Raw genomic sequence first — 13,268 nt, forward strand, 5'->3', positions numbered from 1 at the left:
GCGCGAGGGTGGTGCGACGCCGGCCGCGCCCCTGCGTCGACCACCTTCGGCGCGGCTTCGCGGGTGAGTGCGGTCGAGACATCCCGGCGGGGTGTCCGCCGGGGCCGGTTCAGCGGCCGACTCCAGCGATCCGGCGGGAGGCCCTGCGGGGGCACACAAGTCCGCACCGCCCGCGACAGCGACGGCCACGAACGTGCGCCGGGGACTGTCCACATTCAGCGCGAGGTCCATGCCGCCATCATGACACACATCTTGGCGCCATGACGAGCCACTATGGCGCCACATACATTCAGGCGTACGAGACAGGTCACCAGAGGGGGGCGGGACAGCCGTCCGGGCGGCCCCGAAAGCACCGGGAGTTGCGAGTAACCTCTGGCCACGCCACAGGCGCCAGGATGGCGCAGTCGAGGCGCCCCCGCACCCGTGAGAGCCCCTGGGAGACGCCGCCGGAGTAGGGCACGGGGGTGTGTCCACCTCATCGGGGCACAGCACATCGGCTGCGAGGCCACGGGATGGCGGCATCTTGGAGCCACGCATGGCGCGACGCGAAAGCGCGCTGTGCCCGGCAGCCGCGAAGGCCGTTCCCGGCGGGGCAGACGATGTGAGGGAGGTTCCCGGAAGGGCGGGCGAGCGGCCCGGCAGGGGAATCCGATCGTCGGCGCGGATGGACCGACGCGGGAGCGGCAGACGAGTCGGGCTGTACGCCGGGTTCTGTGCCCCGGGGCCTCGCGGCCGTCGGGGCGACGGCCATCCATCTAGGACCGGCATTGCTGCCGGCCTCGTGCGGTCCACCCGCGGACTCGGGCGGGCAGCCCTCGAACGTCCGCGCAGAGCGCGTGTGACGGCGCTCCTTTTGACCTTGCTCCAGGTGGGGTTTACCTAGCCGCCTGAGTCACCTCAGGCGCTGGTGGTCTCTTACACCACCGTTTCACCCTTACCCGGCGCCTGAGCACCGGGCGGTCTGTTCTCTGTGGCACTGTCCCGCGGGTCACCCCGGGTGGCCGTTAGCCACCACCTTGCCCTGTGGAGCCCGGACGTTCCTCGGGAAGGTCCACAAGGACCTCCACGCGGCCGTCCGCCCGGCTCGTCTGCCGTGTCGACCATGGTACCCGCCGGGGCGTGGGGCGGGTGCCGGTGGCGGCCGTGGCCAGGAAGGATCCGGCGAGGATCAGGGTGAAGGCGGCGGCGAAGGTCGCGGTGAGGGATTCGGAGAGGAAGGCGAAGCCCGCGGCGGCGGCGACCGCGGGGTTGATGTAGGTGAAGACCACCGCCCGCGTCGGGCCCGCCTCGCGGATCAGTTCGAGGAAGACGATGAAGGCGAGGGCCGTGCAGATGACGCCCAGGCCCGCGAGCGCCGCCAGGGTCCTGCCGTCCGGGAGCGTGTCGGGCCAGGTCGCCGCGGCCGCGGGGGCGTAGACCAGGGCGGCCAGGGTCAGGCAGGGCGCGATCAGCTGCAGGGTCGGTACGTCCTTGAGGTGGCGGGCCACGATCAAGGGGGCGATGGCGTAGCCGAGGGCCGTGAGCAGGACCTCCGTCAGGGACCAGGCGTTGCCTCCCGTCAGGTGCGGGACGGTGAGCACGGCGACCCCGGCGAAGCCGAGCGCCAGGCCCGTCACCCGGCGCGGGCCGAGGCGTTCGGTGTCGCCGAAGAAGCGGGCCAGGAGCGCCCCGATGATCGGGACCGCGGCGATCAGGAGGCCCGCCGTGGAGCTGGAGAGGTGGCGTTCGGCGTCCGTCAGGGTCCACCAGGGGCCGAGGATCTCCACGCAGGCGAAGGCCAGCATCGGGCGCCAGTGCGTGCGCAGCACGGCGGGCATGCCGCCCTGGCGTATCGCGAAGGGGAGCAGCAGCGCGGCGCCCAGCGCGCAGCGCGTGAACACCACCATCGACGGTGTCAGATCGCTGTCCACCGCCACTTTGATCATGAGGTACGGGATGCCCCAGAGGACGCCCATGACGGAGAAGAGAAGCCAGCCTCGTGCGGTCATGGGGGGAGTTTCGGACAGGGGGGAGGGCCGTGTCTTGAACGCTGTTGCGGCCCCGGTGTCAGGTGTTCGGCGCCCGGTTGCCCGGTGCCGATCTCTCGGTGCCGGTCACGCGCGCCCGGCCCCGAGCGCGCGCTCCCCCGCCCGCACGCTGCTGCGGTACGCCGCCGGTGTCACCCCGAGCACCCGCCGGAACCAGCGCGTCAGATGGGCCTGGTCGGCGAAGCCCACCCGGCCCGCCACCGCCGCCGGGCGCAGTCCGCTCTCCAGGAGCGCGCGGGCCCGGCTGACGCGGTGCTGTGCCAGCCAGGCGTACGGCGGCATTCCCATCGTCGTACGGAAGGCGCGGAGCAGCTGGTAGCGGGACAGGCCGAGTTCCGCGGCGAGTTGGGCGAGGGTGGGGGGTGTGAGGACGTCGTCGGCGAGGCGGTCGCGGACGGCCAGGGCGATGGTGGTCGCGCCGGGTACGGGGGCGGCCGGGTCGAGGGCGGGGCGTGCGCTGCCGTAGCGGTCGGCGAGGGCGGTGAACAGGCCGGTCAGGCGGCTCTCGGCGGTGAGCGCGGCGAGCCGGTCCGGCGGGCCCGGCGCCCGGGCGGCCGTGCTGAGGCCGGTGTGGGCGGCCCGCAGCGCCGCCGCGAGCCGGGGGTCGTCCAGGACCGCGTCGGGGAAGTGCGGCGGGGTGCAGGCGCCGTCGGCGAACAGGTCCGGGGAGGGGTACATCGAGCGGTACGCGTAGCCGTCGCCGGTGCCGGGGCGGCCGGTGTGCGGTTCGCCGGGGGCCAGGATCACGAGGGAGCCGGGGCCTATGTCGAGGCGGCCGCCCCGGTAGTCGATGATCTCGGTGCCGCCGACGCAGACGCCCACGGTGAACTCCTCGTGGGCGTGCGGGGCGTAGCGGTGGCGGTCGAAGCGGGCGGTCAGGAGGTCGAGGGACGTGCCGCCGCCCAGCGGGGCCCGGGTCCACAGGGCGCGCTCGCCGGGCGAGGTGCCGTGCGGCGGGTCGGTGCGGTTCTCCATGGGGCCCACCCTCTTCCGTGCCTGGGTGTGCGCCCACGGCAGTGCGGTTTGCGTGTGCTTCTCGGACGCAGCATGCCCGCGCTCCGGCGGTGCGGTCAGCCTCGTCCCAGTGGGTGAACGTCTCGGCAGCCGCCTTTCATGCCCCGTTCCGGTGCCCGCGCGCACCGCCGCCCGCGTCCGCTTGACCTTGCCGCAGCGTCAACGTTTCTACTGAGGTCATGCGCATCGGAGAGATCGCCGCCGCCGTCGGGCTGACGACGCGCGCCATCAGGCACTACCACCACCTCGGGCTGCTGCCCGAGCCCGCGCGGCGGCCCAACGGGTACCGGGACTACGGGCTCCGCGAGGCCATCGTCCTCGCGCGCGTCAAGCGGCTCACCGAGCTGGGGCTCGGCCTCGACGAGGTGCGGGACGTGCTCGCGGACGACGCGGGGCGCGAGCTGACCGAGGTGCTCGCCGAGCTTGACGACGACCTGGCCCGCCAGGAGGCGGACATCAAGGCGCGCCGGGCCCGGCTCGCGGAGCTGCTGCGCCTCGCCGATGAGGGGCTGCTCACCGGGGAGGGGCCGGTCTCCGCGGGGCTCGCGGAGCTGTTCGGGCGGTTCGGGCCCGCCGCCGCTGCCGGGTCGCCCACCGCCGCCAAGGACCTCGAACACCTGGCCCTCTTCGACGCCACCCTCGACCCGGACCGCCGCGACCGCGTCTACGGCGCCCTGCACCAGCTCGCCGACGACCCCGAACTCGCCGCCCGCGTGCGCGCGTTGTACGCCCGCCTCGACGAACTCGCCGACGCCCCGCCGGACGACCCCCGCGTCGAGCCGCTCGGCAGGGATCTCGCGGCCGTCGTACCGGAGGACTTCCTCGCCGCCCTCACCGAGGGACAGCAGGACGAGGAGGGCGCGGAGCGGCCCGGGCACCGCGGCGCCTTCGGCGAGGCCTTCCTCGACGACTTCGCCCCCGCCCAGGCCGCCGCCGTGCGCGCGATGCTGGGGCACCTCGGCGACCGGACGGGGTGGACGCTGTGAAGCGCCTGGTCCGGGTCGTGCGGCGGCTCGCCGTGCACGAGCTGCGGGGGTTCCACAGCCTCGCGCTGTGGGTGGCGCGGCGGCGGCACGGGCTCGGGGCGGGGGCGCGCCCGGCCTCGTACACCGGACCGCAGACGGCGATGCTCTTCGGCTTCGCGTTCGTGGCGGTCGTGGAGACCGTCGTCCTCGCACTGATCGTGCCGTGGCCGCTGGTGCACTCGGCGCTGCTGGTCGTGGACCTCTACACGGTCCTGCAGATCCTCGCGCTGCACGCGGCGTCCGTGACGCGGCCCCATGTGGCGGGCGCGGACGGGTCGTTGCGGGTGCGGTACGGGCAGTTCCTCGATCTGCGGATCGCGGCCGCCGACATCGAACGGGTACGGGTGGAGCGGCGCTATCCCGAGGGGCGCACCGTCCAAGTGCACGAGGACGGCACCCTCGACGTCGCCGTCGGCAGCCAGACCACGGTGACCGTCGAACTCGCCCGGCCCGTCGCCTTCGTACGCCCCCTGGGGCTGCCCGCCGAGGCCCGCGTGGTGCGGCTGCACGCCGACGACCCGCGCGCCCTGGTCGACGCGCTCACGCGACCCGCCGCCGGTCCCGGCCCCCTCACGCCGGAGCGAACAGCACCTTCGCCCGCCCCGGATCCGCCTGCGTGAGCCGCACCCGCAGCCGCTCCCCCAGCGGCAGCGCGCCCGGCCCCGCCTCGATGCGGGCGACGACCGCGGGCTCGGCCAACTGCACGGTCCCCACGCCCGGTTCGCGTTCCTTCACGTCGACCACCACCCCGTCGAACACCTCCCCCACCCGGTCCTTCAGGAGCGCCGCCTCGACGATGTCCACGCAGCCGCGCTCCACGGCGTTGGCGCGCCGCGTGCCCACGGCCATCTCCCGGGGCAGCTCGGGCAGCGCGGCGAGCACCCAGTCCGGCGGCCCGGCGTCCGCGCACGCGGCGAGGCAGAGCTCGGCGGCGTAGCGGTCGACGAGGCGGCGCAGGGGCGCGGTGCAGTGCGCGTACGGGGCGGCCACCGCGGCGTGCGTCGTCAGCTCCGGGACCTCGCCGCCGCTGAACGCCGTGTACCCGGCGCCGCGCAGCAGCGTCGTGCACTCCTGGAGGAACGCCGCGTGGCGCGGGTCGCGTGGGTCGAGGGAACGGACGAGACGGGCGTACGGGACGTGGTGCGGCCAGTCGATGCCGAGTGCCTTCGCGGTGTGGCGCAGGCGGGTGACGGCGCCGTCGGGGGCGAGCGGCAGGGTGCGCAGCACTCCGGCGCCGGAGGCGATCATGAGGTCGGCGGCGGCCATGCCGGTGAGCAGGGAGATCTGGGCGTTCCAGCCGTCCGCGGGCAGCGGGGCGCGGAAGCCGAGTTCGTACGTCCCGTCCTTCTCGGTGACCTCCTGCTCGGGCACGTTCAAGGAGATGCCGCCGCGCTCGACCTCAAGGCGCTCGCGCAGCCGCCCCACCTCGGCGAGCAGCGCGAGCGGCTCCTCGGCGGTGCCCGTGTCGACGGCGCGCTGCACGCCCTCGTAGTCGAGCTTGGCGCGGCTGCGGACCAGGGCGCGGCGCACGTCGGTGCGTACGGTGCGACCGTCCGCGTCCAGGTCGAGGGTCCACAGGACGGCCGGGCAGGTCTGGTCGGGGAGCAGGCTGGCGGCGCCCTCGCTGAGGGGCGTGGGGTGCAGAGGGACCTTCCCGTCGGGGAAGTAGAGGGTGGTGACGCGGCGGTGCGCCTCCGCGTCCAGCGGCCCCTCGGGGGTGACGTACGCGGCCACGTCCGCGATGGCGTACCGCACCCGGAAGCCGCCGTCCGGCCGCCGCGACAGGTGCATCGCCTGGTCGAGGTCCACGGACGTCGGCGGGTCGACGGTGAAGAAAGGGACGCCCGTCGCGTCCTCGTCCGGGAGGCGGGGGGCCGCCGCGGCGCGCTCGGCCTCGGCGAGCACGTCGGCCGGGAACGTCTCCGGTACGTCGAGTTCTGCGCGCAGGTCGCGCAGCGCGGCCCGCAGCGGAGCCTCGGCTGCGCCGGTCACATGCAGGTGGCGGCGGGGCATGCACCGAGCGTAGGGCGGGGGCCGGGGGTCGGCACCCCGTACGCTTTCGCGGGGGCCGCACCCCCCGCACGCACCCGGCCGTACGGCGACCCGTACCCGGCCGAAAAGGAAAACGGAGAAGCGATCGTGCTCGTCCTGTTGCCGCCGTCCGAAGGCAAGGCCTCGTCCGGGCGGGGGGCGCCCCTCAAACCGGAGTCGCTGTCCCTGCCCGGGCTCGCCGACGCGCGGGCCGCCGTCCTCGACGAACTCGTCGAGCTGTGCGCGGCCGACGAGGACAAGGCGCGTGCGGTGCTCGGGCTCAGTGAGGGGCTGCGCGGCGAGGTCGCCAAGAACACCGAGCTGCGGACCGCCGGGGCGCGGCCCGCCGGGGAGATCTACACCGGTGTCCTCTACGACGCCCTCGGCCTCTCCTCCCTCGACGCCGCCGCCAAGCGGCGTGCCGCGCGCTCCCTCCTCGTCTTCTCCGGCCTGTGGGGGGCCGTCGGCGTCACCGACAAGATCCCCTCCTACCGCTGCTCCATGGGCGTCAAGCTGCCCGGGCTCGGGGCGCTCGGCGCGTACTGGCGCGGGCCCATGGCGTCCGTGCTGCCCGAGGCCGCCGGGGACGGGCTCGTCCTCGACCTGCGGTCCTCCGCGTACGCCTCCGCGTGGAAGCCCAAGGGGGAGGTGGCCGGGCGGACCGCCACCGTCCGCGTGCTGCACGCGCAGGTCGTCGACGGGGTGGAGCGGCGGTCCGTCGTCTCCCACTTCAACAAGGCCACGAAGGGGCGGATCGTGCGGGCCCTCCTCACCGCCGGCATCTCCCCCGCCGACCCCGCCGAGCTCGTCACCGCCCTCCGCGACCTCGGCCACGTCGTCGAGGCGGAGCCGCCTGCGCGGGCCGGGCGGGCGTGGGGGTTGGATGTTGTGGTGCGGGAGATTCATTGAGGGGTGCGGGGCCTGGCGGGGGCGCCCCTGGGCCCCGGGGGTGGGTGTCCCGTTGCCGTGGGACGGGGGCACCGTCGATCGGCGCTCCGCGCCTCGTCCTCAATCGCCGGACGGGCTGAAACTTCCCCGGGGCGGGCCGGAAAGGCGCTGCGACGTGAGCCGTATCGGGGCTGAGGGTGCCGGGCTGTTGCCCAGCCAGATGCAGGTTTGGGCGGGCGGGTGGGAGAAAGCCGGTCCGGCGCTTGAGGACGAGGCGCGGAGCGCCGATACGGGGGTGACCCCGGCGCAGCTGAGGGTGCCGGGCTGTTGCTCAGCCAGATGCAGGTTTGGGCGGGCGGGTGGGAGAAAGCCGGTCCGGCGCTTGAGGACGAGGCGCGGAGCGCCGATGCGGGGGTGACCCCGGGGCACGTTGCGGAGGATGCAACGGGCTTTGCGTAGGGTGCGTAGGCGGGGGCACGATGACCCCATGAACCCCGCTGCCGCCGCCAAGGCCTCCGTGCTGGACCTAGCCCCGGTCGTCCCCGTAGTAGTCATCGACGACCCCACGGACGCCCTCCCCCTGGCCCGAGCCCTGGTCGCGGGCGGCCTCCCGGCGATCGAGGTGACCCTGCGGACCCCCGCGGCCCTGGACGCGATCCGCGCGATCGCGGACGGCGTCCCGGACGCGGTGGTCGGCGCCGGGACGATCGTCTCGCCGGAGAACGTCACGGCCGCGGCAGACGCGGGCGCCCGCTTCCTGGTGAGCCCCGGCTGGACGCCAACGCTGCTCGACGCGATGGCGGCGTCGGGGCTGCCGTACCTGCCGGGGGTCTCGACGACGTCGGAGGTCGTGGCGCTGCTTGAGCGCGGCGTGACGGAGATGAAGTTCTTCCCGGCCGAGGCGGCGGGCGGGACGCCGTACCTGAAGTCGCTCGGCGGCCCGCTCCCCCAGGCCCGCTTCTGCCCGACGGGCGGCATCTCCGCGACGTCGGCCCCCGCCTACCTCGCCCTGCCGAACGTGGGCTGCGTGGGCGGCAGTTGGATGCTCCCGCCGGACGCGGTGGCGGCGAAGGACTGGGCACGGGTGGAGTCCCTGGCCCGCGAGGCGGCGACCCTGCGCTGAGGACCACCGCGACCGCGCGAGGAGGTGGGCGGCGGGGCCGGATCCGACCGGCCCCGCCGCCCAGACAGCCTCAGCGCAGGTGTGCCGTGTCGTTCAGCAGCCGCAGGCTCGCGTTGCCGTCGGCGTAGTACGCCACCGCCGACAGCGAGGCCGCCGAGAGTTCCATGCGGAACAGGGACTCGGGGGGCGCGCCGAGGGCGAGGCGGACGAGGGTCTTGATGGGGGTGACGTGCGTGACGAGCAGGACGGTGCGGCCCGCGTGGGCGGTGAGGAGCCGTTCGCGGGCGGCCTCGACGCGGGTCGTGACCTCGGTGAAGGACTCGCCACCGGGCGGCGCGACGTCCGGCGAGGCCAGCCACGCGGTCAGCGCGTCGGGCTGCCGCTCGCGCACCTCCGCGAAGGTCAGCCCCTCCCAGTCCCCGAAGTCCGTCTCGCGCAGGCCCTCTTCGAGGTGGACGTCGAGGCCGAGCCGGGCGGCGACGGTCCGGGCGGTCTCCTGGCAGCGCAGGAGCGGTGAGGAGACGACGGCCTGGACGGTGCCGCGCGCGGCGAGCGCGGCGGCCACGCGGACGGCCTGCTCCCGGCCGACGTCGGAGAGGGAGGGGTTGCTCCCCCCGCTGCCGGAGAAGCGCTTCTGGGGGGTCAGCGGCGTCTCACCGTGCCGGAGGAGTACGAAGGTGGCGGGGGCACCCAGGTCGGCGGACGCACCCCAGCCGACGGGCGGAACCGCCGTCGCGGCGGCGCCCCCGGTCGTCGTACCCCCGAGGGAGACACCCGAGCCGCCACCGGCCGCCACGGACCGCGCGGCCCGCACGTCGGCCCCCTTGGCCACGTCGGCCCCCTGGGCCACCGCCCCCGCAGCCCCGAGCGCACTCGCCGTGAACCCGGCCTCGGCGCCGCCCGTGCCGCGCCCGGCGGACGCCCCGGCCAGCGCGGCCCGCGCCTTCGCCGCGCCCGCGGCCGCGTCCCCGGGCGGCCCCGCGGGCGTACCGGCACCGGACGCGCCCGCGGCGGGCCGGTCGAGCTCGGCCGTCGACGCCGACGGCGACCACTGCTCGCCGCGCTTGCCCGCGTCCATGGCCTCGTTGGCGAGCCGGTCCGCGTGCTTGTTCTTCTCGCGCGGGATCCACTCGTACGTCACCCGGGTCCCGGGCAGGACCCGCGCGGCCTCGGCGGCGAGGGGCTTCATGTCGGGGTGCTTGATCTTCCAGCGGCCCGACATCTGCTCGACGACGAGCTTGGAGTCCATGCGGACGTGCACGCTCGCCGCCGGGTCCAGGGCGTGGGCCGCCTTGAGGCCGGCGACCAGGCCTTTGTACTCGGCGACGTTGTTGGTCGCGACGCCGATGTACTCCGCGGCTTCGGCCAGGGTCTCCCCGGACTCCGCGTCGATGACGACCGCGCCGTAGCCCGCGGGCCCCGGGTTGCCCCGGGAGCCGCCGTCGGCCTCGACGATGAACTCCCGCACCGCGCCCGCCCCTTACAGACCGGACTCGGAGGTGCGCACCAGGATGCGGCTGCAGTTCTCGCAGCGCACGACCTTGTCGGGCGACGCCGCCTTGATGTCGTTCACCTCGGTGATGTCGAGCTCCAGCCGGCAGCCCTCACAGCGCCGCTGGTGGAGCTTGGCCGCGCCGACACCGCCCTGCTTGGCGCGCACCTTGTCGTAGAGCGCGATCAGGTCGGCGGGGATCGACCCCGCGACGACCTCGCGCTCCTTGGTGACGTTGGCGGCCTCGCGGTCGAACTCGCCGGTGGCGGCGTCCCGGCGGCTCGTCGCGTCGTCGACCTTGGACTGGACGGAGCCGACGCGCTCGGTCAGCTCGCTCACGCGCTCCTGCGCGGACTCACGGCGCTCCATGACCTCCAGGACGACGTCCTCCAGGTCGCCCTGGCGCTTGGCGAGCGATGCGATCTCCTTCTGGAGGTTCTCCAGGTCCTTCGGGGAGGTGATCGCACCGGAGTCCAGGCGCTTCTGGTCGCGGGCGGCGCGCTGACGCACCTGGTCCACGTCCTGCTCGGCCTTGGTCTGCTCGCGGGCGCAGTCGCTCTCCTCCGTCGTCGCGGCGACGAGCAGGTCACGGAGCTGCGTGAGGTCCTTCGTCAGGGACTCGATCTCGGCATGCTCGGGCAGCGAGGCGCGCTTGTGCGCGAGCTGCGCGAGGCGCAGGTCCAGGTCCTGGAGGTCGAGGAGACGGATCTGGTCGGCGGGCGCGGCGTTCAGTTGGGGGCTCCAAGGGAATCGGGGTCGGAAGGCGCGCGCGTAGCGCTCGCTGCGAGGGTGGTGGTGGACGACGCCGCGTGGGCGGTCCAGGGGTCGGTCACGGTCTTCGACACATGGACGCGCAGGCCCCAGCCGTGCCGGTCGGAGATCTCGTCGAGCTGCGCCGCGGCCAGCTCGCACCACGGCCACTCGGTGGCCCAGTGCGCGGCGTCGAGCAGCGCGAGCGGCGCCTGTGCGCGCGCCTCCGACACCGGGTGGTGGCGCAGGTCGGCGGTGAGGAACGCGTCCACGCCCGCGGCCCGTACGGCGTCGAAGAGGCTGTCTCCGGAGCCGCCGCTGACGGCGACCCTGCGGATGATCTGCGCGGGGTCGCCCGCGACCCGGACGCCCTGCGCGGTGGCGGGCAGGCACTTCGCCGCGTGCTCGGCGAACTCGGCGAGCGGCAGCGGGTGTTCGAGCTCGCAGACCCGGCCGAGGCCGCGGCGCCCGGCGGCGTCGGACGCGTCCGGCACGAGCGGCCCCAGGACGCGCAGGCCGAGGGCGCCCGCGAGGGCGTCGCTCACGCCCGGGTCGGCGGAGTCGGCGTTCGTGTGCGCGACGTGCAGGGCCACGTCGTGCTTGATCAGGTCGTGCACGACGCGGCCCTTGAAGGTCGAGGCCGCGACCGTCGTCGTACCCCGCAGATACAGCGGGTGGTGCGTGACCAGCAGGTCCGCGCCCAGACGCACCGCCTCGTCGACGATCTCCTGGACGGGGTCGACCGCGAACAGGACCCGCGAGACCTCGGCCTCGGGGTCGCCGCACACGGTGCCGACGGCGTCCCACTGCTCGGCCCGCTCCGCGGGCCACAGGGCGTCGAGGGCGGCGATGACTTCAGACAGACGGGGCACGGAGAAAGGCTACCTTCCCGCCGCGCCCCGCAGGCCACGGGTCACGTACAGCTGAAGTGCTGTGACAAGCAGCTACGTACGATCCGTCGGGCTACTTGACGAGGTGGCCGCGGAGGTCGTCCAGGACCTTGTCCGCCGCCGTCACGCCGAGGCCCAGGTACCAGGTCTCGTCGGGGACGTCCTTGGCCCGGCCGTTCTTGACCGCGTCGAGCTTCTTCCACAGCGGGTTCTTCTCGGCGCCGGAGCGGCCGGTCTTCTCGGCGTCGCCGTAGACGCCGGTGAAGATCCAGTCGGCGTCGGCCTCGTCGATCTTCTCCGGGCTGATCTCCACGGCGAGATCGTTCACCTGCTGGTTCCTGGGCCGCGGCACACCGGCGTCCTGGAGGATGGTGCCGACGAACGACGCCTTGGCGTAGAGCCGGATGCGGTCGGGCATGTAGCGCAGCATCGTGACGGTGGGCTTGTCGGCGCCGAGGTCCTCATCCAGGGCCTTCGCCTTCTTCTCGTACGCGCCGAGCTGCGCCTTGGCGGCGGCCGTCTTGTCGAGCGCGGCGGCGTTGAGGAGGTAGTTCTCCTTCCACGTGAAGCCGGGGCGCACGGAGAAGACGGTCGGGGCGATCTTGGCGAGCTGCGGGTAGAGCTTGGCGGCACGCAGCTCGCTGCCGAGGATCAGGTCGGGCTTGAGGTTCGCGATCGCCTCGAGGTTGAGCGCGTTGATGGTGCCGACGTTCTTCGGGCTGCCCGCGTCCTTCTCCAGGTACGAGGGGATGCCGTCGTCGCCCTCGGTGGGGGCGTAGCCGACGGGCTTCACGCCGAGGGACACGACGTTGTCCAGCTCGCCGACGTCCAGGACCACGACCCGCTTCGGCGCCTGCTTCAGCTCCGTCTTGCCCAGCGCGTGCTCGATGGTGCGCGGGAACTGCCCCGGCTTGGCGCTCGTGCCCATCTTCGCCGTCCTCTCGGCCGCCTTGGCGAAGTCGTCGCCGCCCTGCGCGACGGCCTTGCTGCCGGTGCCGCGGTCGGACTTGCCGGAGTCGTCGCCCGACCCGCAGGCGGAGAGGGCGAGCACGCCGGCCATGGCGAGGGCGAGGGCCGCGGTGCGGTGGTGGGGGCGGTGAGGATGGTGAGGGTGGCGGGGGCGCTGGCGTGGGGACATCGGTGCTCCAGGGGGCTGTGCGGGGTGGTGCGGTCGGGGGTGGCGTGGCCCGGGGGGCGCGGTCTGGGGGTGACCGGCGCCGGGGTCCGGGGCGGGGCCGGTTCCCGGGGGCCGGATTCAGGTCCGGGTACGGGTCCGGGTTCCGGCGTGGGGAGAACTTAGGTTCGCCTAACCATAAGCGCCGTTTTCCAGCCAGCACAGTCGCCCCCTCCCTCTCAGGCGAATCGTCACTTCGCCACACGTACGCGTGAAGCCGGGGGCCTCGCCTGCCACGCCAGTGCGTGCGAAAACTAGCGTCGCGGACGGAGGTGACCCCAGATGACAGCTCCTGTGGCCGAGCCCTCACCCGTGTCCCCGCCCCCGCCGTCCCCCTCGCCGGGGCACGGGACGGCGGCCGGAATCCGACCGCAGCGCACGGCCGGGGCGGAGGTGGCGCCCGCTCCGGCCCCGGGTCCCACACCGACCCCGGGTCCCACACCGGCTCCGGTTCCCGCTCCGGCTCCGGCTCCGACACCAGCCCTCGGCCCGACACCCGCCCCGGCTGCGGCTCCCGGGCCCACCTCACCGTCGGACCCTGCTTCGGTCACGGGCCTGGCCTCGGTCCAGATCGCGGTCCAAGTGCCGGTCCCGGCGCCCGCCCCCGCCCCGCCGGAGCCTGGCTTGGATGCCCTCGGCTCGTTCGACCAGGTCGGCGGGCCCGCTCCCCCCGGCGGGCCAGGCGCGCCGGCTCCCGCCCTCGACGGCGGCGTACCGGCGAACTCCCCCGGCGGGGACGCCCTCAAGCCACCCCCCGGCCGGGCAACCGCACCAGCTCCCCCCGGGGCCCCGAGCGCACCGACTCCCCCCAGCCAGGCAACCGCACCGCCCGCGCCCCGCACACCCGCCCCGCC

General features: G+C 74.6%; 10 protein-coding genes, 1 other RNA gene and 1 pseudogene. 4 read left to right on the forward strand and 8 right to left on the reverse strand.

Going from position 1 to position 13,268, the window contains the following annotated elements; translation table 11 throughout:
* Window positions 1-684: 684 nt before the first annotated feature.
* From rnpB to OO63_RS37705, 3 genes and pseudogenes are all read right to left on the reverse strand, one after another.
* Window positions 685-1,087: RNase P RNA component class A (gene rnpB, locus OO63_RS42675), an RNA gene on the reverse strand.
* 118 nt (window positions 1,088-1,205) lie between these two features.
* Window positions 1,206-1,988: pseudogene (locus OO63_RS47865) on the reverse strand (DMT family transporter); the annotation flags it as partial.
* Window positions 1,989-2,093: 105 nt separating this feature from the next.
* On the reverse strand, window positions 2,094-3,002 hold the full coding sequence (locus OO63_RS37705) for an AraC family transcriptional regulator (protein WP_051811588.1): 909 nt from the start codon (window positions 3,000-3,002) through the stop codon (window positions 2,094-2,096).
* Between the two features lie 218 nt (window positions 3,003-3,220).
* Between OO63_RS37705 and OO63_RS37710 the strand changes: the two genes are divergently transcribed.
* Window positions 3,221-4,027, forward strand: coding sequence for a MerR family transcriptional regulator (locus OO63_RS37710; protein ID WP_030362302.1), 807 nt, complete (start codon window positions 3,221-3,223; stop codon window positions 4,025-4,027).
* A complete protein-coding gene (locus OO63_RS37715; protein ID WP_030362303.1) occupies window positions 4,024-4,686 on the forward strand; it encodes a hypothetical protein in 663 nt (220 codons plus the stop codon). The genes OO63_RS37710 and OO63_RS37715 overlap by 4 nt, the downstream gene beginning before the upstream one ends.
* On the opposite strand, the gene OO63_RS37720 is transcribed toward OO63_RS37715, so the two are convergent.
* On the reverse strand, window positions 4,637-6,079 hold the full coding sequence (locus OO63_RS37720) for an RNB domain-containing ribonuclease (RefSeq protein ID WP_030362304.1): 1,443 nt from the start codon (window positions 6,077-6,079) through the stop codon (window positions 4,637-4,639). The two genes, OO63_RS37715 and OO63_RS37720, sit on opposite strands and share 50 nt — an antisense overlap.
* A 126-nt stretch (window positions 6,080-6,205) precedes the next feature.
* Here OO63_RS37720 and yaaA point away from each other — a divergent pair, with 126 nt between their 5' ends.
* Window positions 6,206-7,006: a peroxide stress protein YaaA gene (gene yaaA / locus OO63_RS37725; protein WP_030362305.1), complete on the forward strand. Its 801-nt coding sequence runs from the start codon at window positions 6,206-6,208 to the stop codon at window positions 7,004-7,006.
* Window positions 7,007-7,472: 466 nt separating this feature from the next.
* Window positions 7,473-8,108 (forward strand): bifunctional 4-hydroxy-2-oxoglutarate aldolase/2-dehydro-3-deoxy-phosphogluconate aldolase, encoded by a 636-nt coding sequence (gene eda, locus OO63_RS37730; RefSeq protein WP_030362306.1) that lies wholly within the window; start codon window positions 7,473-7,475, stop codon window positions 8,106-8,108.
* A gap of 70 nt (window positions 8,109-8,178) precedes the next feature.
* Here the strand turns inward: eda and OO63_RS37735 are convergent, their stop codons facing one another.
* The 4 genes from OO63_RS37735 to OO63_RS37750 form a co-directional block, all read right to left on the reverse strand.
* On the reverse strand, window positions 8,179-9,576 hold the full coding sequence (locus tag OO63_RS37735; RefSeq protein WP_030362307.1) for a bifunctional RNase H/acid phosphatase: 1,398 nt from the start codon (window positions 9,574-9,576) through the stop codon (window positions 8,179-8,181).
* 12 nt (window positions 9,577-9,588) lie between these two features.
* Window positions 9,589-10,332 carry a zinc ribbon domain-containing protein gene (locus OO63_RS46445; protein WP_199819543.1) on the reverse strand — a complete coding sequence of 248 codons (744 nt, stop codon included), beginning with the start codon at window positions 10,330-10,332 and terminating at the stop codon, window positions 9,589-9,591.
* Window positions 10,329-11,222 (reverse strand): Nif3-like dinuclear metal center hexameric protein, encoded by an 894-nt coding sequence (locus tag OO63_RS37745; RefSeq protein ID WP_030362309.1) that lies wholly within the window; start codon window positions 11,220-11,222, stop codon window positions 10,329-10,331. Before OO63_RS37745 ends, OO63_RS46445 begins: the two co-directional genes overlap by 4 nt.
* Before the next feature lie 91 nt (window positions 11,223-11,313).
* Window positions 11,314-12,300, reverse strand: a complete 987-nt coding sequence (locus tag OO63_RS37750; RefSeq protein WP_051811590.1) for an ABC transporter substrate-binding protein — start codon at window positions 12,298-12,300, stop codon at window positions 11,314-11,316.
* Window positions 12,301-13,268 lie beyond the last annotated feature (968 nt).

The sequence above is a fragment of the Streptomyces alboflavus genome (assembly GCF_000716675.1).
GTDB classification, from domain to species: domain Bacteria; phylum Actinomycetota; class Actinomycetes; order Streptomycetales; family Streptomycetaceae; genus Streptomyces; species Streptomyces alboflavus.